Here is a 23,222-nt window from a genome sequence, read left to right on the forward strand (position 1 = left end):
GATTGATTTTGAGGGTGGTCCGTTTTATGTGAACGGGGTGTTGCGGCGGTGGGAGGGTGGTGAGGTGCCGCGGCGTGCGGGCGTGAGCTCGTTCGGGTTCGGGGGCACCAATGCTCACGTGGTGGTGGAAGAGCCACCACCGTCAGCCCCGAAAGCACGTTCTGAACACGCGGACGAACTGCTCATGATCTCCGCGCGCACACCGGCGGCCCTGGCGAAAGTCCGCGAGCGGCTGGCCGATCATCTCGAGCGGCATCTCGATCTCGACCTCGCTGATGTGGCGCACACCCTGCGTTCCGGTCGCAAGCACTTCGCCTACCGGCAGGCACTGGTGTGTCCTGATGTGGCCGCCGTCGCACGAACGCTGCGATCTGGGACGGCGAAGCCTGACCGGGCCATCGACAGCCCTTCGGTGGGTTTTCTGTTCCCCGGCCAGGGATCGCAGCGTGCCGGCATGGCGGTGGGGTGGTACGACCGGATACCCGCTTTCCGGAAGGCAGTCGATGAATGCGTGGGCCTGCTGGAGCCGAGACTCGGCCGTGATGTCGGGCGGTGCCTGCTCTCCACGGATGCCCGCGTGGCAGAGGAGTTGCAGCGGACCGACTTGGCTCAACCGGCGTTGTTCGTCGTCGAGTACGCCCTGGCGTGTGCATTGGCCGAGTGGGGGATCCGGCCCGAAGCGATGATCGGGCACAGCGTCGGTGAGTACGTCGCGGCCTGTCTGGCAGGCGTGCTCTCGCTGGCCGACGCACTTCATCTGGTCAGTCAGCGCGGCAGCCTGATGCAGGGCACCGCACATGGAGCGATGCTGTCGGTGGACGCGCCGCACGAGGTGCTGCGCCGCTTCGAGTCCGCGGACGTCGCGATCGCTGCCGTGAACACGACGGCATCAGGTGTTCTGTCCGGACCCGACGCGTCCATCGAGCGTGTGGAGTCCGCGCTCGACGCGGAGGGTGTATCCCACCGTCGGTTGAAGACCGCGCACGCGTTCCACTCACCGGCGATGGACGAGGTTCTGGACCGGTTCCGCGAGGTGGTGCGGACGGTCGAGCTGAACGAGCCGCAAACGCCGTACGTCTCGACGCTCACTGGAACCTGGGTCCGGGGAGAGGACGTGTGCGACCCGGAATACTGGGTCCGGCAGCTCCGCGAGACCGTGAACTTCGACGCCGGACTGCGCACGCTGCTCGACAAACCTCACCGGGTGCTGCTCGAGGTGGGACCGGGACAGAGCCTCACAACCCTGGCCAGGCACCACGACACGCGGGCCGACCAACCGGTGATCGCGACAGGCACGCGGCCCGGTGACGAACGAGGAACGTTCGCGGGGTTGCTCGACGCCGTCGGCCGGCTGTGGGCAGCGGGGGTCCGGGTCGACTGGCGGACCGTCGTGCCACCTGGCTCGCACCGGCGGTTGCCTTTGCCCACCTACCCCTTCGAGCGCGAGCGGTACTGGATCGAGGCCGCGCCCGACTCGCCGAAGGCCGTCCGTGGTGTGCGCCAGTACGTGCCGGGCTGGCGACGCTCGGTCCCGCTGGAGCTTGGGGCCTGGCCGCAAAGCTCAGAGCGATCACGGGCATGGCTGGTGTTCGCGGACGAAAACGGTATCGCGGCGAGGGTCGCGAGTCGGCTGCGTGGTCGGGGTGACGTGGTCACGATCGTCGTGGCCGGTGACGGCTTCCACGCGGACAGCGGTGACCGCCACGTGGTGCGTCCTGGCGACCGCGGCGACTACCGGCGGTTGCTCGACCACCTCGCCGCCGTCGGTCGGTGGCCCACCGACGTGCTCCACCTCTGGAGTCTTCACCACCAGGAGCCGGGGGGACCCGACGAACGACTGGACAGTGCACTCACGACGGGGCTGCACAGTGTTCTGGCGCTCGGAAGTGCGCTTGTGGATCGTGGAGACCTGTCGGAGTTGTCTGTGGTGTTCGCGGTGTCCGGCACGCAGTCCGTGACCGGTGACGAGTCGATTCGGCCTGAGCGAGCCACCGTGCTCGGACCCTGCAAGGTGATCCCGCAAGAGATCCCCGAGGTGTCCTGCCGTGTGGTCGACGTCGACTTGCCCCGTGATGAAGGCGGCCTGGACCGACTGGCAGCGCGGTTGGAGGAGGAAGCACGAACCGCACGCCCGGAACCGCTGGTGGCGTACCGAGGGACGACCCGTTGGGTGCAGACGTTCGAGCCGGTGGACATCGACGACGTGCCGAGTGGCCTGCGCGACCGCGGCGTCTACCTGATCACTGGTGGATTCGGCCGGATCGGTCTCGCCATCGGACGGCACCTGGCCGCCACTGCCCATGCACGGCTGGTGATCGTTGGTCGCACCGTCGTGCCGGACCGAGCCGAGTGGCCTGCTTGGCTCGCCGGTCACGCGGCCGATGACCAGGTGTCTGTGCGAATTCGTTCCGTCGAGGAGCTCGAGCGCTCGGGCGCCGAGGTGCTCGTGCTCGCCGCGGACGTCACGGATGCGGAGGCGATCCGTTCCGTTGTGGACACCGCACATCGGGTGTTCGGCGCGCTGGACGGGGTCATCCACGCGGCGGGTGGAACCGACGCCGCTGTGCTGTGCCCGATCGCGGACCTGGACGTGGAACGCTGCGAGGAGATCCTCAGCCCGAGGGTCGTCGCGCCGATGGCGTTCGCGGCGGCGCTGGCGGAGTATCCGCCTGCGGACTTCGTCGTTTTGCAGTCGTCGCTCGCCACGGTGCTCGGCGGTCCAGGCCTCGCCGCCTACGCCGCAGCGAACTCCTTCTTGGACGCTTGGGCGCTTGAGCAGAACGGGCGTGAACGTCCACAGTGGACGAGCATCGGCTGGGACGTGTGGCGCACTGGTGGCGCCGGCGAACACGTGCTCGATGGCCTGCGCGGGGCGGAGATCTTCGCGGCCGTCGCGGGGCTTCGCGGTGCACCGCAGCTCCTCGTCTCGGACGGCGACATTGAGATCAAGGCGCGGGAATCCCTGAGCCGCGTGCGAAAGAAAGAGGACGCTCCTCTGCACACACGGCCTGAGCTCGCACAGGCCTGCGTCCTGCCGGATTCGGAGCTCGAGCACACGGTGGCACGGGTGTGGCAGGAGCTCCTGCGCATCGAACCGGTCGGTGTGCACGACAACTTCTTCGAGCTGGGCGGGGACTCGATCCTCGCGACGCAACTCGTGGTGCGGTTGCGTTCCGCGATCGGTCGTGAGCTTCCGCTGCAGGCCTTGTTCGAGTCGCCGACGGTGCACAGCCTCGTCGCGGCACTGGAGGAAGCGGACAGGTCCGCGGAGCAGCCGGGCGCACCCGTGCTCGTGGCGTTGTCGCGGGAAGCCCGCCGAGCCAGGAAGTCCGATCTGACCGACGTCACACCCAGGCGCGCGTCGTCGGGGAGGAAAGGCTGACATGTACGACATCCGTTTGATCAACATGCCGTTCGCGAATCTGCACATTCCGTCGCTGGGGTTGACGCAGCTTCGCTCCGTCGTGCGCCAGCAGCACGCAGGTCGCGCGGATGTCCACGTCCACTATCTGAACCACGACTTCGCGCACTTCTTCACCATGAAGATGTACCGGGACATCAGCGCGCTCGGCGAGCATCAGAACTCCGGCATCGGAGACTGGCTCTTCCGGCAGGCAGCGTTTCCGGAAGAACCGGACAACTTCGACGAGTTCTTCCAGCGCTACTACCCGGCCAGCACCAAGGAGATCACCGAGTTCCGCGTCTACGTCGCGGAGAAGCGCGCCGGCCTTGTCGCGTTCCTCGATGAGCTCGTCGACAAGTACGACCTGGCAAGCGCGGACATGGTGGGCCTCACGTCGATGTTCGCGCAGAGCGTCGCCTGCTTCGCGCTCGCCCAGCGGATCAAGGAACGCAACCCCGCAACGGTGATCGTGATCGGTGGTGCGAACTGCGAGACGCCGATGGGCGAGCAGATGGTCAGGGGCGTGCCGCAGGTCGACTTCGTCTTCTCCGGCCCTGCCCTGCGCAGTTTCCCTGAACTGGTGGGCTGCCTGCTCGACGGAGACGACGTCCGGGTACATCGGATCAACGGCGTGTTCTCCCGCCGCAACGTCGACAAGGTGATGCGCGCGAAGGCCGCAGTTGGTGCCAGCAAGGTTCACCAGCTGATGCCGCCCGGCGCGATACTCCCGATGGGGCAGGAGCTGAACGTCAACGCGAACGTTGAGCTGGACTACGACTCGTTCCTGCAGGACGTCGAGTTGAACTTCCCGGACGGCGGAGTCGAGGCCGTTCTGCCCTTCGAGACCTCACGCGGGTGCTGGTGGGGCGAACGCGCCCACTGCACGTTCTGCGGCCTCAACAGCCTGTCGATGAACTTCCGCAGCATGGCGTCGGAGAACGCGCTCTCGCTGTTGCGATCGCTCTTCGAACGCTACGGCGACAAGTACAAGCAGTACATCTGCGTGGACAACATCATGCCCCGTGAGTACGTGACCGAAGTCTTCGCGAACCTTGAAGCTCCGGAGGGCGCCACGATCTTCTACGAGGTCAAGGCGGACTTCGAGGACCACGAGATCGCCGCGCTCGCGAAGGCCGGCGTCACCTTGGTGCAGCCGGGAATCGAGAGCCTGGCGACCTCGACGCTGAAGCTCATGAAGAAGGGCGTCAGCTCCTTCCGCAACGTGAGGTTCCTGCAGAGTTGCCTGCGGCACGACGTGTACCCGACGTGGAACCTCCTCGTCGGTTTCCCCAACGAGGACCCGGCGGTCTACCCGAAGTACGTCAAGGACCTGCCGCTGCTGACCCACCTCCCACCGCCCACCGGCGTCTACCCGGTCCGCTTCGACAGGTACAGCCCCTACTTCAACGAGGCGGATCAGTACGGCCTCGACCTGGAACCGCTGGACTTCTACAACTTCACGTATCCGTTCGAGGCAGATTCACTGCGCGACCTGGCCTACTACTTCGTGGACCGCAACTACGAGGCCGAGTACTTCTCCAACATGGTCGGCTGGCTCGACAAGGTCCGCCGGCTGGTGCTCGGCTGGCAGATGCGCTGGCACGGCAAGCACCACACCGTGCGCCCGCAGTTGCACCTGACCGAGGACGAGAACGGCTTGCTGGTGTTCGACTCGAGGTCCGGCACCGCGGCCGAGCGTCGGATCTCCGAAGCCGATCGGGATCTGCTGCTCGAACTGCTCGAACCGAAACGGCCGGATCGCCTGAAGTCGAGCGGCTCAGCCGATCCCGCCGAGCAGCTGGCGCGCTTCCGCCGGTACGGGTGGATCTTCCAGGACGGACCGCGCGTCTTGAGCGTCGTGATGCCCGAGCCTCCGCCCACGCCGAAGCACATCACGTCACCGGTGGCCGACTTCAACTTCGACGTGGACGTGAACGACCTCACGGTTGTGGTCGACCCGATGGTGGGTGTCGGCGAACTGGAGGAGGACGGCCGCCCCGCACTGGTCGCCGTCTCGAGGAGCGAGCGCAGGGTCAGCCGCACGAAACTCATGAGCAAGGCGGGGGAGACCAGCCGATGACAATCACGGACAACGTGACCGACGTCGACGGCGACGTCTGGGTCTTCCCGACCTCGTTCGCCCAGCGTCGTGTCTGGTTCGTCGAGCAACTGGTGGACGGCGCGCCGATCCACAATCTGCCAGTGCTGCTTCGTCTTGACGGGGCATTGGACGCCGACGCGGTGCAAGGGGCCCTCAACGACGTTGTGTGCAGGCACGAGGCGTTGCGGACGTCGTTCGTGGCGGTTGACGGTGAACCAGCGCAGGCGATCTCGGACGAGATGGCACTCGCCCTGCACCGGGTCGATCTCCGCGCTCTGCCGTCTGCCGAGCGGGAGTCGGCTGCGCTGCGACATGCCGAGGCCGAACGTGACAAGCCCTTCGACCTGACCGACCCGCCGTTGATCAGGGCGACGTTGTACACGATGGACGACACGGGCTGGATCCTGTCGCTCGTCCTGCATCACATCATCACCGACGGCTGGTCGATGGGTGTGCTGGTGCAGGAGGTGGCCGCTGCCTATCGCCAACGCGTCGAGGGCGGCGCGGCACTGTTGCGCCCACTGGACATCCAGTACGCCGACTTCGCGCACTGGCAGCGCCAGCGGATGCGGGACGATCACCTGGAGGAGCAGCTGACGTACTGGCGCGGCCGTCTCGGGGGAGACCTGCCAGTGCTCGAGCTCCCGGCCGACCGGCCACGTCCGTCGGTGCGGTCCACGGCTGGCACTCGCCACCACTTCACTCTGCCCGCAGAGCTGACGCAGCGGCTGAAGGAGTTGAGCGCTCGTTCGGGAGCGACGTTGTTCATGACGCTGCTCACCGCGTTCAAAGCGCTGCTGCACCACAGCACGGGGCAGACCGATCTGGTCATCGGCACCGCGGTGGCGAACAGGAGCCGTGTTGAGCTCGAACCTCTTATCGGGTACTTCGTCAACACCCTGGTGTTGCGCACGTTCGCGGGCGGTAACCCCCCGCTGCGCACCCTGCTCGACCGGGTGCGGGAAACGACAGTTGGGGCTTTCGCGCACCAGGAGCTGCCGTTCGAGCTGCTGGTCGAGGACCTCCGTCCCAACCGGAGCCTGAGTCACACACCGCTGTTCCAGATCATGTTCGAGTTCGGCAATGCCCCAATGCCCGCGATGGAGCTTCCCGGTCTCTCACTGCTGCCCATGCGCCAAGACCGAGCCGTGGCGGAGTTCGACCTGTCGCTCTCGGTGGAGGAGAAGGACGGCGAACTGCGGGGTGTGCTGGAGTACTGCGTGGATCTGTTCGACGCGGCCACGATGGAACGGTTCGGCGAGTGCTATGCCGAGTTCCTGACCGCGTTCGCCGACGATCCCGAACAGCCGCTTGGCAATCTCAGCCTCGTCGCCGATCAGGACGAGCGGCTGATCGCCGCAGCGACTGGAGCGGCACACGAAGTGACGGCGGGGGGTCTGCTGACCGACACCCTCAGAAGGGGAACCGAGGAGTTCGTTGACCGCGTCGCGGTGGTGTGCGGGGAGGAACACCTGACCCACGGTGCGCTGGCATCCGCCGCGGATTCCCTGGCCGCGGTCCTGAGGGACCGGGGAGTGGGACCGGAGACGCTGGTGGCCGTCTACTTGGAACGGTCGGTGGCGCAGGTCGTGGCACTTCGTGCGGTGCTGGAGTCCGGCGCCGCGTTCGTGCCCTTGGACACCGGTGAGCCGGCGGAGCGAATCGCGAGGATCCTGACGGACTCCCAACCTGCGGTGGTGCTGACCGAGAAGCGGTTGTTGCTGGCAGTGCCGGACGGACCCTGGGCGGTGCTGTGCCTGGACGAGGATCCGCCATTGGCAGAGGCTGGCATCGAGGGGCCGAAACCACGGCCCGCGAACGCCGCGTACGGCATCTACACCTCCGGGTCGACCGGTGCGCCGAAATGCGCGGTGGTGAGTCACGGTTCCGCCGCGGGATACGTCGAAGCAGTTCGCGAGCGACTCCGCCTGCGACACACGGACCGGTTCCTGCAGTTCGCCCCGCTCGGCTTCGACGTGATGCTCGAAGAGATCCTCCCGACGTTGGCGAGCGGCGGAGCGGTGGTGCTGCCGCGCAGCGAGATGTTCTTGTCCTACCAGGAGCTCACCAGCGCGGTGACGGCCGCCGGCGTAACGGCGATGGAACTCCCCACCGCGTACTGGCACGAATGGGTGCGGGACCTCGTGGAGTCCGGGACGCAGCTGCCGAGCACGTTGCGGCTCGTCATCATCGGCGGAGAACGAGTTCTCCCGCAGCGGCTGGTGCAGTGGCAGGAGTTCGGCATCCCGCTGGTGCACGTCTTCGGGCTCACCGAGACCACGGTCACGTCGACGATGTTCGACGCCGACTACGCGGTGGAGAAGGGCCTGACCGAGAACCTTCCGCTCGGCGCACCGTTGCCCAACAACAGCCTGCTCGTGTTGAACGCTTATCTCGCACCGGTTCCACCGGGCACTCCGGGCGAACTGTACGTGGCAGGCCCGGCGGTCGGGCGCGGATACCTCAACCTCTCCGCGTTGACGGCGGCGCGGTTCGTCGCAGATCCCTTCAGCTCGGTCCCGGGATCGCGGATGTACCGCACGGGCGACCGTGTTCGTCTCGGCCGTGACGGAAACCTCCACTTCCTCGGCCGGGTCGATGAACAGGTCAAGATCCGCGGCTTCCGGGTGGAACCGGGCGAGATCGAGAACGCGCTGCGGCAGCACGAGGGGGTGACCGACGCGGCCGTCACGGTCTGCTCGGCGGCAGGAGCTGCCGCCACACTGGTCGCACACGTGGTGGGGGTGCGGGAGAATCCGCCGGCCGCTGCCGAGATCCGGGGCTTCCTGCGAGGCCTCCTTCCCGAGCACATGGTGCCCAGCGTCGTCGACCTCGTCGCCGAATTGCCATTGACGCAGAACGGGAAGATCGATGACGCCGCACTCCACCGCCGAGCCGTCCGCCTCATGACGCGGAGCGCGGCCGGTACCTCCGAGGCGCCGCGCAGCGCGATCGAGGAACAGATCGCTGAGATCTGGCAGGAACTTCTGGGTGTGGATCACGTACCGCGCGACCAGAATTTCTTCGATCTCGGTGGGCACTCGCTGATGGCCGCGCGGCTGCAAAGCCGCCTGCGCCGGGTGCTGGACAAAGAGGTCTCCATGATCGAGCTGTTCAAGCGTCCCACGGTCGCCACACAGGCCGCGATGTTCGACGAACCGGAGGCTCAGCCGTCTGGTGACGAACCCGCTCGTGCGGTGGGCAGGCGGCAGTCTGCGGGACGGCAGAACGACAGCAGACAACGCAGGCAGGCAGCGCGTGCGGCGAGGGAGAGCGACCGTGGCTGAAGCAGAGACCGAAGACTCGCAGCACGCCGGAATCGCCATCATCGGCATGGCGGGCAGGTTCCCCGGCGCACGTGACGTCGAGGAGTTCTGGCAGAACCTCTGCGACGGAGTGGAGTCGATCTCGTTCTTCGACCGGAAAGAGCTGGCGAAGTCCTCCGTGGACGCCGGTATCTCGGCATCGCCAGGTTATGTGGCCGCTGCTGGCGTGCTCGAAGACGTCGGCTCGTTCGACGCGGCGTTCTTCGGTTTCTCGCCGAGAGAAGCCGAGCTGCTCGATCCGCAGCACCGGCTGTTCCTCGAGACGGCGTGGCACGCGATGGAGTCGGCAGGGCACGCACCAGGCCCGGATGCGGGCGTCGTCGGCGTGTACGCGGGTACCGAGATGAGCAGCTATCTGCTGCAGAACCTATTGGCGAACGTGGACGACGGATCAGGCGTGGTCGGCCACTACGACGTGATGATCGGCAACACCAAGGACTTCATGCCGCTGAGGGTCTCCTATCACCTCAACCTGCACGGGCCGAGCGTCTGTGTGCAGACGGCCTGTTCCACCTCCCTCGTAGCGGTGCACACCGCGTGCCAGGCTCTTCTCAGCGGTGATTGCGACATGGCGCTCGCGGGCGGTGCGACAGTGCTTGTGCCGCAGCAGCGCGGATATGTGTCGGCGGAGGGCGGCATCCTGTCACCGGACGGCCATTGCCGGCCATTCGACGCGGCTGCGCGGGGAACGGTGCCGGGCAACGGCGTGGGCGTGGTTGTGCTCAAGAGACTCAAGGACGCGCTGGCGGACGGAGACACCGTTCGCGCGGTGATCAGAGGCTCCGCTGTCAACAACGACGGGTCGCGCAAGCCGGGCTTCACCGCGCCGAGCGTCGACGCCCAGGCCGCCGTGATCGCAGAAGCCCTCGCGGTGGCGGGTGTGGATGCGGGTTCGGTGGGTTATGTGGAGGCGCATGGGACGGGGACTCGGTTGGGTGATCCGATCGAGGTTGCGGCGTTGACTCGTGCGTTTCGGGAGAGTGCGGGTGGTGTGGGTTTTTGTGCTCTGGGTTCGGTGAAGTCGAATGTGGGGCATTTGGATGCGGCTGCTGGTGTGGCTGGGTTGATGAAGGCTGTGTTGGTGGTGGAGCGGGGGTTGGTGCCGCCGAGTCTGCATTTTTCTGAGCCGAATCCGGAGATTGATTTTGAGGGTGGTCCGTTTTATGTGAACGGGGTGTTGCGGCGGTGGGAGGGTGGTGAGGTGCCGCGGCGTGCGGGCGTGAGCTCGTTCGGCATCGGGGGCACCAACGCCCACGTGGTGATCGAAGAACCACCGGCGCTCGCTCGCTCCGTTCGTTCCGCCGCACCGCAGCTCTTGCAGCTTTCGGCCAAGACCGCCGCCGCACTGGCAGAGGCGACCGGTGCCCTCGCCGATCATCTGGAGCGGCATCCCGACCTCGTACTCGCAGACGTGGCTCACACGCTCCGCGTGGGGCGCAGGCACTTCGCCCACAAGTCTGCAGTAGTGGCAGTGAACGCCGAAGAAACTGTCGCGGCACTGCGAGCGGCATCGCCGCGTAGAGATCCGGTGAGGCAGACCCGTCCGGTGATCGGCTTCCTCTTTCCAGGACAGGGCAGCCAGTACGTCGGGATGGCTCAAGACCTGTACCGCGAGCACTCCGCGTTCGCGGTAGCCCTGGACAAGTGTGCCGAGATCGTCACGCAGTGCGCGGGCGTGGACCTGCTCGCCGCTCTTCACCCTGAGGCTCCGGACGATGACGCAGCGCCTCGCCTGCGCCGGACGGAGCTCACCCAGCCTGCTCTGTTCGCGGTCGAGTACGCGTTGGCGAGGCTTTGGTCGTCCTGGGGAGTGCGTCCTGACGCGATGCTGGGGCACAGCGTGGGGGAGTACGTGGCGGCCTGCCTGGCCGGTGTTTTCAGCCTCGAGGACGCACTGCGGCTCGTCACCGCCAGAGGCCGCCTGATGCAGGCCCTCCCAGAAGGCTCCATGCTGTCGGTCGCATTGCCCGAGGCCCGGCTGCGTCACCTGCTCGGCAGCGAGATCGGCCTCGCGGCGGTCAACGGACCGAGCCAGTGCGTGTTGTCGGGGCCCAGCGAGGCCATCGCCGAACTGCGACGCATTCTCGACGGCAACGGTGTCGCCGTCCGCGAGTTGGTGACCTCGCACGCCTTCCATTCGGCCGCGATGGATCCGGTGCTGGCGGAGTTCGAGTCGTTGGTGGCCAGGATCGGCCTCGCCGAGCCCGAGAGGCCGTACATCTCGAACGTCACCGGGACCTGGGTTACGCCGGCGGAAGCGACTTCACCGCAGTACTGGACGCGTCATCTCCGCGAGACCGTGCGGTTCGACGACGGCTTGCAGACGTTGTGGTCGAAGTGCGACATCGCCCTGGAGGTCGGCCCTGGCGACACCCTCGCCGCACTGGCCCGCTCCAACCCAGCGAAACCCGCCGCGGCACAGGTGCTCACCAGCCTTCGGCGCGAGCGGGAAGCCGGGCACAACAGCCGCCACCTGCTCGCCTCCGCGGGCAGCCTGTGGACCAACGGCTTGCCGGTGAACGTGGCCGTGCCGGGTACGACAGCGGAGACGCGAAGGGTGCCGCTGCCCACCTATCCGTTCCAGCGCCAGGAGTACTGGGTCGACCGCGTGTCGTCAGCGAGGAACGCAGGCGGTGCACTCTCGACCGATGGTCCCGAGGGGTGGTTCTCGTGTCCAGTGTGGAGTCAGGCACCTCGGCTGCGGCCGGCACACCGCGAACCCGCGAGTTGGCTGCTGCTCGCCGACGATTTCGGTGTGGCGGACGGACTGGCCGATCTGCTGGTCGCGGACGGCCACCACGTGACCGTCGCCGGTCCGGCTCGGCAGCACACGGTGGAGCCGACGACGGGCGATGGACTGTCCGCGTTGCTGGCCGGCTTGGCGGCACGTGGCCGGACTCCCTCGGAGATCGTCCACCTCTGGACTGTGCGCGGCCAGGGCGGATCTGACGCGAACACCGAGTTGGCACTTGGCTTCCACAGTCTGGTCGAGCTGGCACGTGCGTGGAACGAGCACGGGCAGGAAGACCCCCTGCGGATCACCGTTGTGTCGACCGACATGCACGCGGTGACGGGCGAGGAGGCGACCGTGCCCGCGCGGGCGACGGTGCTCGGACCGTGCCGGGTGGTGCCTCTGGAGTATCCCGCTGTCCGCTGCGCGACCGTCGACGTCGGCTCTGCGCCCCGGAAGGGCGAGGTAGGGTCGGTCGTCGCGATGTTGCACGCGGAGCTCACCGCTGAGCACAGTGACGAAACCGTGGCATACCGCGGGAAACGGCGGTGGGTTCGGCAGCTCGATCAACGTCCCGTACCGGCACCAGCGGCACCGCCGTTCCGACAGGGTGGCATCTACCTCATCACTGGTGGCCTCGGCGGCATGGGTCTCGCCATCGCGGAGTACCTCGTGCACGAGTGCGCGGCGAAACTGGTCCTGGTCGGCAGGCGCGGGCTGCCTGAGGCAGGCGGTACGAAGGAAGACCAGGACGTGCGCCGGCGGGTCGAAACTCTGGGACGGGACGTCCTCGTGTTCGCGGCCGACGTAACGGATCGCGTTCGTATGAGTGAAGTCGTCGAGGTGGCGAGGACCAGGTTCGGCCCTATCAACGGTGTCGTCCACGCGGCCGGTGTCCCAGGCAGCGGACTGATCCAGTACGCGGACCGGACGAGGACGGAGGAGGTGCTCGCCCCCAAGGTGAAGGGGACATCCGTGCTGTGGAGTCTCCTGGCCTCCGAAGACCTCGACTTCTTCGCGCTGATGTCCTCGCACAGCTCGCTGGTAGGCGATGTCGGCCAAGCCGACTACTCCGCCGCGAACGCCTACCTCGACGCGTGGTCCCAGGCCGGACTTGCCGAGAACGTCGTGTCGATCAACTGGGACACCTGGCGTGAAGCCGGTATGGCGGTGCGGCAAGTGACCGGAGTCGACGGGGATCTGGTGCGGGAGCTGCTGGAGCAGCAGGAGATTGGCCTCTCCTCGCGTGATGGTGTCGATGCGTTCGCTCGTGCGCTTGCCAGTGGCGAACCCCAGGTGGTCGTTGCCACGGCGGGACTGGGAGGCCAGAAGGCAACATCGCTCCTCGCGGAACGCGCCGCAACTGCGCATCCGCGGCCGGACTTGAGCAGTTCGTACGTGGCCCCGAGCACCCCGATTCAGAAGGGGATCGCGGGGCTCTGGCAGGACCTGCTCGGCATTGACCAGGTTGGTGTGCGGGACGACTTCTTCGAGCTCGGCGGTCACTCGCTGCTAGCTACCCAGCTGGTTTCCCGGGTGCGTGACGAGCTCGATGTGATGGTGCCACTGCACGTCTTTCTCGAGTCGCGGACCGTCGAGGAGCTGGCGGAGTACGTCGAGACGGTTCTGTGGGCGGGTACCGCGGAAAGCGCCGTCGCCGGCGAGGAGAGGGAGGAAGGCGAACTGTGACGGCGATCCAGGTGCTGGCCGAACTGCGACGGCTCGGTGTGCTGCTGTGGGTGGACGAAGGACGGCTTCGGTACAGCGCTCCCAAGGGAGTGATGTCGGAAGCAGTGATGGCGCGGCTGCGTGAGCACCGGACGGAGATCGTGGAGGTGCTGGGGGGAGCGGGCCGCGGTGGGGTCAGGCAGCAGATCCAACCCGTGGACCGCGGCGCGGGGCCACTGCCGCTGTCCTTCGCACAGGAACGGATGTGGTTCCTGAACGAGCTCGATCGTGATCTCGAACGGGACAACAACCCGTACGTCGAGACTGCGGCGTACGAGATCTTCGGGCCGCTGGATCTCGTCGTGCTCGAGCGAGCGGTCAACGAGATCGTCCGGCGGCACGAGGTTTTGCGCACGACCTTCCCCACCCTGGACGGTAAGCCCCATCAGCGAATTCGTCCCGGCCTGTTCGTTCCCCTGCCTCTTGAGCATTGCGCCGGACAGAAGTCCGGGACGCGGGTGGAGCGCGTCCGGGCGGTCGTGGCGCAGGAGAAGCGCAGGCCCCTTGATCTGGCCACCGGGCCGTTGCTGTGGATGAGGCTGCTGCGCTTCGGCACCACTGAGCACGTCCTGGTGCTGACCATGCACCACATCGTCGGAGACGCGTGGTCGCGCGAGGTGTTCACCCGAGAGCTGGTTCTGCTCTACGAGGCCTTCGCGGAGGGCAAGCCGTCGCCGCTGCCTGACCTGTCCGTCCAGTACGCGGACTTCGCGAGTTGGCAACGCAAGCATCTGACCGGTGACGTGCTGGACCGGCAGCTGGAGTACTGGAAGCAGACCCTGTTCGGCGCTGCGGTGCTGGAGTTCCCCCGCGATCACCCTCAGGGCGCGACTCCAGTCCACACGAGTGCGGAAGTGTTCTTCCGCATCGACGAAAACCTGACAGCGAGGGTGCGGGAGCTGAGCCGCCGGGAGGGAGTGACGGTCTTCACGACCTTGCTCACGGCGTTCACCGTCCTGCTGCACCGTTACACCGGTCAGCACGACATCGTGGTGGGCACCGAGGTCGCCAACAGGAACACGCCGGACGTCGAGCCCCTCATCGGCATGTTCGTCAACCAGATCGTGCTGCGCACGCAACTGCCCGCGAACCCGACGTTCCGTGACGTGCTCCGGCTCGTGTGGCAGGAGACTACCGAAGCGCAGCTGAACCAGGACCTGCCGTTCGAGAAGCTCGTCGAGGAGCTGCGGCCGGAACGCAACCTCGGTCACCAGCCGCTGTTCCAGGTCAACTTCAGTCTCGACAACGTGCGCGGGGACCTGCCCACGATCGTCGACCTGCGAATTCGCCGCATGAACCTCGAGTACGAAGTCGTGTTCGACCTGTCGCTGTTCCTCACCGAGGGAAGCGACGTCATCGACGGTCCACTCGTCTACAACAGCGCGTTGTTCGCGCAGGACCGGATGACCCGCCTGCTGGACCAGTTCCGCGCGGTGCTCGAGGAGGTCACGGCGCAACCGGACGGTCACCTGTCCAGCCTGCGGGTGTTGCCGGCAGGCGAACTCACGCAGGTGCTCGACGAGTGGAACGACACAGGTGCGGCTGATGAGGCCGATGAGCCGGTGCACGTGCTGTTCGAGCACCGTGCGGATCTCGTCCCCGATCGCACCGCGGTGGTCTTCAACGGCACGCACGTGAGCTATCGGTGCCTCGACGAGCTCGCGAACCACCTCGCGCACAGGTTGCGCACCCAAGGCGTCGTGAGTGAGTCGCTGGTCGGCATCCTGCTGAAACCGTCGATCGAGCGAGTGATCAGTGCGCTCGCCATCGTCAAGGCGGGCGGGTCGATCGTGTTCGTCGATCCGACCTACCCCGCAGACCGGATCGACCTCATGCTCAGTTCCGCGAACCTGAGTGCGCTGCTGACTACAGAGGATCTGCGCGGTCTCGTCCCCCGCAGCGTCGACGACGTCATCGTTCTGGACGCGGACGGCGGCGGCGCGGCAGAACGGCGCATCGACCGCCCGGATGTTCCGGTGTGGACGGATCAGGTCCTCTACGCGATCTACACGTCCGGATCCACGGGCGTGCCGAAGCGGATCGGCGTCACGCACCGGATGTTCCGGAACATGATGGTGTGGCAGGAGGATGAGCGAGGCCTGCGGGGTGAGTCGCGCACGTTGCAGTTCAGCACGTTCGGTTTCTGCGTGTCGTTCCAGGAGATCTTCACGACGCTCGCCGAGGGCGGCACGCTGGTGATGGCGCCGAGCGAGGTCCGTACCAACGCGGAGCAGCTAATCACGTTGCTGCACAGGGAATCCGTGCAACGGCTATTCCTTCCCTTCGGTGCGCTCAAGCTCTTCGCGCAGGTTGCGGTGCACAACGACGACTTCCCCACGGGATTGAAGGCGATCGCGACGGCGGGCGAACCGCTGCAGATCACCGAGCACCTCCGCGACCTGTTCGACCGCCTTCCGGATTGCCCGCTGCACAACCAGTACGGAGCGTCCGAGACGCACATCGTGACCGCTCACACGCTGGCGGGAGCTGCGGCGTCATGGCCGGCCAACGCGCCGATCGGCAGGCCCAACCGCAACAACAAGGTGTATCTGCTGGATCGCTACCTGCGGCCGGTCCCGATCGGCGCGACAGGCGAGCTGTACGTTGGCGGCGCCGCTGTTCCTCGCGGCTACCTGGACGAGCCGGTGATGACCGCGGGCAAGATGGTCGCCGATCCCTTCGTGCCCGGTGCCCGGATGTACCGCACGGGTGACCTGGCGCGCTGGGGGTCCGACGGGACGATCAAGCACCTCGGCAGGCGCGACCATCAGATCAAGGTTCAGGGGTTCCGGGTCGAGCTCGGCGAGATCGCGTCCGTGCTGCGACGGCATCCGCTGGTGCGTGACGTCGCGGTGAATCCGGTCGACGACGGTGCCGGCGACCGGCGAATCGTCGCCTACATCGTGCCCGCGGAGGAGCACGACGCGACCGTCGACCTCCTGTGGGCTCATTGCCGGAAGCACCTGCCTCGGCACGCCGTTCCTTCCGGGTACGTGCTGCTGGGGGAGTTGCCGCTCAACGCGAACGGCAAGCTCGACTTCCCTGCGCTGCCTGAGCCGGGGCCTGCACGGCGGTTCTCCGAGCGCGAGTACCTGGCACCGCGCAACGAGCTCGAACAGGAGATCGCCGATGTGTGGACCGAGGTGCTCGGGGTGGCTCGGATCGGTGTGCACGACAACTTCTTCGACCTGGGCGGGCACTCGATGGCCGCGACGCAGGTCGTGTTCCGCGTCAGTGAGCGGTTCCGCGTCGACGTGCCGCTGCGGGCGATGTTCGACGAACCGACCGTCGAGTCACTGGCGCGGCGTGTGGTGCAGGAACAGGCGGTGTCGTTCGACCAGGACGAGGTCGCCCGCGAGCTCGCAGCTCTGGAAGGAAGCCAGTGAGCGACATCGCGAACAGGATCGGTGAGCTGACGCCCGCGCAACTCGCAGCTCTGCACGCACGACTGCGAGATCGGGCGTCCACCCGGCCGGAGCAGGACGCGATTCCCCGTCTTGAGGAACGCTCGGCACCGCTGTCCTTCGCGCAGGAACGTCTGTGGTTCATGGACCGCATGTCGCCGGGCAACGTCGCGTACAACTTGACCGAGGCGATCCAGCTCACGGGGGAGCTGGACGCCGGGGCGCTTGAGCAGGCCTTCGCCGCTGTCGTCGAGTCGCAGCAGGCGCTGCGCACCGTGTTCCGCGAGCAGGACGGTCGTGGCGTGCAGATCGTCGAACCGACCACCTCGTGGTCGATGCGCTTTCTCGATCTCGCGGACCGGCCCGAGTCCGAGCACGGCGAGGCCGTGCGGTCACTCGTCGCGAACGAAGAGGAGCATCCGTTCGACCTGGAGCACGGGCCGCTGCTTCGCACTCTCGTGGTCAAGCTCGGTGAGCGAGCGCACGTACTCATCCTCACCTTGCACCACATCATCGCCGACGGATGGTCGTTCGGCGTCCTGATCGAAGGTCTGTCCACCGCCTACAACGGTCTCGTCGCCGGAGAAGCCGTGCCGCTGCCGGATCCCGCGATCCAGTACGCGGACTTCGCGGCGTGGCAGCGCGACCGGTTGACCGGCCCCCGCCTGGACGCGCTTCGAGAGCACTGGCGCGACCGCCTCGCCGGTGTGCCGAACACCCTGGAACTGCGGGGCGCGCGTCCACGACCGGCCAGGCAGTCGTTTCGCGGCGATCACCAAGACTTCGTGGTGCCCAACGAGGTCGCAGACGAACTGCGGAAGCTGTCACGAGCGTCCAACACGACGATGTTCATGACACTCACCGCTGTGTTCGCCGTTCTGCTGGCCCACCACAGCGACCAGCGCGACTTCGCCATCGGCACCGACATCGCGAACCGGACACGGCGAGAGACGAACGGACTCGTCGGACTGTTCGTCAATCAGCTCGTGCTGCGAGCCGACCTGTCAGGCGATCCGTCGTTCGCCGACGTGCTGGCGCAGGTCAGGCGGACCACCTTGGACGCGTTCGACCATCAGGACCTGCCGTTCCAGGCTCTCGTCGCCGATCTGGCACCTCGTCGAAGCCTCGATCGCAACCCGCTCTTCCAGGTGCTTCTCGTGCTGCAGGAGCCGGTGCTCGACAGGACGCGGTTGCAAGGCATCGCGGTAAGGCCCGTGACTCTCGCGGCGGGAACGCGGTCGACGGCGTTCGATCTGAGCGTGCACCTGACCGAGACGAGGCAGGGGCTCGAAGGAGCGCTGAGGTACAGCACCGATCTGTTCCCGGAACAGATGATCCGTGAGCTCGCCGCCGACTTCACCTTCCTGCTCGGCGAGGTTGCGCTGCGCCAGGGCGCGACCCTCGGCGCGTTGAGCGCGGCACTTCACTCCGCGCGAGCCGCGAGGTTGAGCGAACGGACCGTGGAGGCGCGCGCGGCTGCAGGCCGGATCCTGCGATCGGTGAAGCGCAAGGCGATGGGCGACAGCGAAGGAGAAAGGTCATGACACAGCAGCCCCTACGTGGCCGCAGGCTCGGTGAGCTCCCGGCGCTGAAGCGCAGGACGATCGACGTCCGCGACGAGGACCTAGTTGCCTTCGGCTCGATGTGGGCAGGAGCGGCGCCTGTCGTGGCGCGCCCGGCTCGTACCTCGGTCGATCTGGCGGCGTGGGCGAGGGAACACTTGACCGAGGTCGAGGAAAATCTCGGGCGGGCCGGCGGAATCCTGTTCCGCGGGTTCGGGATCGAGCAGGCTGCCGAGTTCGAGGAGGCCGTCCAGGCGCTGGCCGGTGCCCCGTTGGCCTATCAGGACCGTTCGTCGCCGCGCAGTCAGGTTGCCGGACACGTGTACACGTCGACGGATCATCCGGCCGATCAGTCGATCTTCTTGCACAACGAACAGTCGTACAGCAGCGACTGGCCGGAACGCATCGCATTCTGTTGCGCACTGCCCGCCGAGTCCGGCGGCCGCACGCCGGTTGCGGACACGCGCGTGGTGCACGGCCTGCTGGACGGGGAGATCACGGACAAGTTCGCCCGGCTCGGAGTTCGATATGTGCGGAACTTTGGTGACGGCCTCGGATTGAGCTGGTCCACGGCGTTCCAGACCAACGACAAGGCGGTGGTCGAGGACGCGTGCAGGGCACGAGGGATGAGCTGGGAATGGCGCTCGGGTGGCAGGCTGCGCACCTGGCACGCCCGGCCAGCGATGCTGCGGCATCCGCGTACTGGTGACGTGGTGTGGTTCAACCACGCCACTTTCTTCCACGTGTCCACTTTGGATTCCGAGACCGCAGGAGTGTTGCTCGGGCAGTTCGCCCAGGAGGACCTGCCGTACAACACCTATTACGGCGACGGTTCGCCCATCGAACCCGAGGTACTGAGCGCATTGCGCGACGCCTACCAGACGGCCACGGTGGAGTTCGACTGGGAGCAGGGTGACCTGCTCTTGCTCGACAACATGCTGATGGCGCACGCGAGGACGCCGTACACGGGACCACGCAAGATCCTCGTCGCGATGGCCGCTCCGATCGGCTGGTCCGATGTGGACTCGCAGGTGAAGGACAGGCGTCGATGACGATCCAGCACTCAGATGCCGAAGCCGGTGCTGACGTGGGTTTCGCGTTGTCACCACAGCAGCACGCGGTTTTGTCCGCCGACAGGATCCCCGTCGCACGGTGCGCGGTCAGGATTCTGGGCGAACTGGACCGAGTGGCGCTGCGCGCCGCCCTGAACCAGGTGGTGGACCGCCACGAGGTCCTCCGGACCGTCTATCGGCGGCCGACAGGGCTGCGTGGCCATCTCCAGCACGTGCTCGCGGACGCGGTGTACTCCTGGAGCGAGCAGGATCTCCGCACGTCGTCACGACCGCTCGGCCTCAACGGTGTTGTGCACGAGCGGTCCGGCGGTGACCTGAACCTCGGGAACGGTCCGGTCTTGGACGTGTGTCTCGTGCGGGTTGCGGACGACGAGCACGTGCTGCTGGTGGTGCTGCCTGCCGCCGGTACCGACGCGATCGGCTTGGACAACATTGTCGCCGATCTGGCAGCGTGCTACGAAGCAGAGCGGACAGGCGATGAGCCGCCGGAAGTCGTGCTGCAGTACGCCGATCTCGCCGCTGTCTTCGAAGACCTGCTGCAGTCGCCGGAAGCTGGTCCAGGCCGGGAACACTGGCGGCGGGTCATCGGCTCTGCCGAGGCCGGGTGGGATCGGGCGGTGGCGGCCGGCTCGCCTGGCCGGGTGAGCGTGCCGCTGGCGGAAAGCACTCCCACCGCTCTGGGCGTCGTCGGGGAGCAGCACGGTGTCGAACTGCCGGACCTGTTCCTGGCGGCTTGGTCGGCCTACCTCGCCCGGACGACCGGAGCCCGAGATCAGGTAGTCGGTGTCGTCAGCGACGGGCGGACGTTCGAGGAGCTGGCCGATGCGGTCGGCCTGTGTGCTCGGACGGTACCTGTCGCCTGCGGCGTCACCGCTTCGGAACCGTTCGGCGAGCTTGTCACGCGCGTGGCGGAGGGCATGGCCGTAGCGCGTGACTGGCAGGACTGTTGCGTCCCCGTGTTTGGAGCGGCCCGGATCTCCTACGAGTTCAGGACGTTGCGTGACGTACATGCCGCAGCAGGTGTCACGTTCCGAATCGAAGACCTCGAACTCGACGTCGCCGGAGCTGCGCTCGGCCTGGTGGTGACGCGGCACGGCGACAAGGTCGTGGCCGAACTGCGATACGACGGCCAACGCTGCGGGGAGCTTGAGGCGACACGTCACGCGGCAGATGTCGCCGCCTTGCTGGACGCGTTGCCGTTCATGACGAACGCACCGGTGGGCGCGTTGCCGGTGATCGACCCCGCCGAGCGCGAGAAGGTGCTGGCGGCGTCAGCCTCGGTAGCACCAGTGCGGGTCGAACCGGTGGCAGTGCACCAGCTCTTCGAACAACGAGTCGAGCTGGCGCCGGATCGAGTGGCCGTGGTCGCGGGCGGTGATCACCTGACCTACGCCGCGCTGAACGCGAACGCCAATCGCCTGGCTCGCGCACTTCGGCGGGCGGGTGTGCGGACCGAGACACCGGTCGCCGTGCCCGCAGGCCGTGCGCTGGACACGATCGTGGCACTGCTGGCGGTGAGCAAGGCGGGCGGGTGTGCGGTGCCGATCGACACCAGGTACCCGAAGGAGCGGATCACCTACCTGCTGCGGGACTCCGGAGCCAGGTTCGGAGTCGGAGGTCCTGAATGGTCGGACCGTTGGCAGGTGGCGTGCGTCGATCCCGCGACCTGTCGTGCGGAGGCGGATGGTGACCTCGACCTCGGCGTACGGCCGGACAACCTCTTCTCGGTGCTCTACACCTCCGGTACCACCGGGCAGCCGAAGGGTGTCCTGGTACCGCACCGCGGCATCGTCAACCGCCTGCTCGCCGGCACACAGTGGTACCCGCTCGACAGCGGCGACAGGGTGTTCCACACGGCATCCTTCAGTTTCGACTTCTCGCTTTGGGAGTTGTTCGCGCCCATTGCGGCCGGGGCGACCGTGGTGCTGGCGGAGAGCGCCGAGCAGGAGGCAGCGGGCCTGCTGGTCCAAGGTGTGCGCAGGGAAGCCGCGACCGCTGTCCACGGCGTGCCTTCGATGCTCCGCCTCGTCGCAGAGGAGGCGGAACTGCACGAGTGCACCAGTCTGCGCCGCGTGTTCGCGGGCGGCGAGGCTCTGTCTGCGGAGCTTGCCGGTCGGTTGGGTGACATCACCTCGGCGCGGGTGTTCAACCAGTACGGCCCGACCGAAACCTCTGTCGACGTGACCGTCTGGCCGTTCGAGCCGCATCGGCTGAACGCTCGGTGGGCGCCGATCGGCACACCGTTCGCCAACGCGCAGACGTACGTGCTGGACATGGCATTGCACCCGGTGCCGACCGGTGTCACCGGTGAGCTGTACGTCGGCGGGGAGTGCGTCACCCGTGGTTACTTAGGGCGTTCTGGGGCCACAGCCGAGCGCTTCATCGCTGACCCGTTCGGCTCGCCGGGCGGCAGACTCTACCGGACTGGAGACCTGTGCCGCCTGTCACCGGACGGGCTGCTCGAGTTCGTCGGGCGAGCCGACCTCCAGCTGAAGATCAGGGGCTTCCGCGTCGAGCCCGGTGAGATCGAGAACGTGCTCGGTGAGCATCCGGACGTGATCGAGGCAGCGGTAGATGTGCACGAGATGCCCGCGAGCACACCGAAACTCGTTGCCTACGTGGTGTCCCGCAGCGCCGTCGTGGTAGCAGGACTACGTGACTTCCTGAGCGAACGACTACCCGTTCACCTGGTGCCCGGTGCGTTCGTTCCGATGCGCGCTCTGCCACGCACCCCAAGCGGCAAACTGGATCGCAAGGCACTTCCGCCGCCGGGAACGGAGCGGCCGGAACTGAGCGCGGAGTACGTGGCACCGCGCACTCCGACCGAACGGGATCTGGCCGGCATCTGGGGCGAGCTTCTCGGCGTCGAGCTGGTCGGCCGCGACGACGACTTCCTGGCCCTTGGCGGTCACTCCCTGCTCGCCACCCAGCTGGTGTCGCGAATCAAGCAGCGGTTCGACGTGAACGTCTCGTTGGTCGCGTTCTTCGAGAACCCGACGATCGCCGCCCTGGCCGCGCTGGTTGAGCGACCGGGGCCGAAGCCGGCCGCGCGTCGACCGTTGACCCGTAGCACCGATCGGGGCTTGCTGGTCCCGATCGTGCCAGGGGGATCCGGCGCTCCGGTGTACCTCGTGCACCCCGTCTCGGGCGGCGTGGCGTGCTACGTCGATCTTGCCAACCACCTCGGACACGACCGACCGGTGTACGCGCTGCGGGCACGCGGGCTCGACGAAGGCTCCAACCCTGATCGAGACATCTCGGTGATGGCGGCCCGGTATCTCGACGCCATCCGCCTGGTCCAGCCGAGCAACACGCCTCATGTGCTCGCGGGATGGTCGTTCGGCGGGCTGGTGGCTTTCGAGATGGCTCGCCGGCTCACCGCGGCAGGGGAGAAGGTCGGTGTTCTCGCGCTGATCGACACACCTGCACCCGATGAGGACACCGACGAACTCGACGAAGTGGCGGTGTTGCTGTCGTTCGCGGGTGACTACGCGGAGCTCAGGCAGCGCGAGCTGAAGCTCAGCCGTGCGGAGCTGACCGAGGTCGACCCGTACCGGCGGCCCTCGCACCTCCTAGGAGTCATGCAGGACCAGGGCCTGCTCACGTCGCCGAGCCAAGCGGCGCAGGCCGAGCGGCAACTGGAGGTCTTTCAGGCCAACCTGGACGCCTGGCGCAGTTATGAGCCGCAGCCCTACGAAGGCTCGCTGCAGCTGTACAACGCGAAAGACGGCTCGTCGGGCACGGGGCGAGCGGCATGGCAGCGGATCGTCAACGGCACCGTGGATGCGCAGCTTCTGGACGGCGACCACTACACCCTCGTGCGCGAGCCGCTTGTGCGGGAACTCGCGAAGCACCTCAGTTCCGAGATCATCGCGGTCGGCTGATCGGGCCGCT

Annotated in this window: 8 protein-coding genes; all 8 read left to right on the forward strand. The window is 67.0% G+C overall.

Translation table 11 applies throughout. From position 1 onward, the window contains the following. The first annotated feature begins 1 nt into the window (after position 1). Genes ACH413_RS43895 through ACH413_RS43930 form a run of 8 tightly spaced genes read left to right on the forward strand, consistent with a single transcriptional unit; the run spans position 2 to position 23,212 of the window. A complete protein-coding gene (locus ACH413_RS43895) occupies positions 2-3,382 on the forward strand; it encodes an SDR family NAD(P)-dependent oxidoreductase (RefSeq protein ID WP_396425964.1) in 3,381 nt (1,126 codons plus the stop codon). 1 nt (position 3,383) lies between these two features. Further along, entirely contained in the window at positions 3,384-5,483 is a 2,100-nt protein-coding gene (locus ACH413_RS43900) for a RiPP maturation radical SAM C-methyltransferase (protein ID WP_360047607.1), read from the forward strand. Continuing rightward, entirely contained in the window at positions 5,480-8,791 is a 3,312-nt protein-coding gene (locus ACH413_RS43905; RefSeq protein WP_360047609.1) for an amino acid adenylation domain-containing protein, read from the forward strand. Before ACH413_RS43900 ends, ACH413_RS43905 begins: the two co-directional genes overlap by 4 nt. Continuing rightward, entirely contained in the window at positions 8,784-13,250 is a 4,467-nt protein-coding gene (locus ACH413_RS43910; RefSeq protein ID WP_360047611.1) for an SDR family NAD(P)-dependent oxidoreductase, read from the forward strand. The genes ACH413_RS43905 and ACH413_RS43910 overlap by 8 nt, the downstream gene beginning before the upstream one ends. Continuing rightward, positions 13,247-16,675 (forward strand): amino acid adenylation domain-containing protein, encoded by a 3,429-nt coding sequence (locus ACH413_RS43915; RefSeq protein ID WP_360047613.1) that lies wholly within the window; start codon positions 13,247-13,249, stop codon positions 16,673-16,675. The genes ACH413_RS43910 and ACH413_RS43915 overlap by 4 nt, the downstream gene beginning before the upstream one ends. After that, positions 16,672-18,237 (forward strand): condensation domain-containing protein, encoded by a 1,566-nt coding sequence (locus tag ACH413_RS43920; protein WP_360047615.1) that lies wholly within the window; start codon positions 16,672-16,674, stop codon positions 18,235-18,237. Before ACH413_RS43915 ends, ACH413_RS43920 begins: the two co-directional genes overlap by 4 nt. After that, positions 18,234-19,307, forward strand: coding sequence for a TauD/TfdA family dioxygenase (locus ACH413_RS43925; protein WP_360047616.1), 1,074 nt, complete (start codon positions 18,234-18,236; stop codon positions 19,305-19,307). Before ACH413_RS43920 ends, ACH413_RS43925 begins: the two co-directional genes overlap by 4 nt. Continuing rightward, on the forward strand, positions 19,304-23,212 hold the full coding sequence (locus ACH413_RS43930) for an amino acid adenylation domain-containing protein (RefSeq protein ID WP_360047618.1): 3,909 nt from the start codon (positions 19,304-19,306) through the stop codon (positions 23,210-23,212). Before ACH413_RS43925 ends, ACH413_RS43930 begins: the two co-directional genes overlap by 4 nt. Positions 23,213-23,222 lie beyond the last annotated feature (10 nt).

It is taken from the genome of Lentzea sp. NPDC020367, from assembly GCF_044387305.1.
Lineage (GTDB): Bacteria > Actinomycetota > Actinomycetes > Mycobacteriales > Pseudonocardiaceae > Lentzea.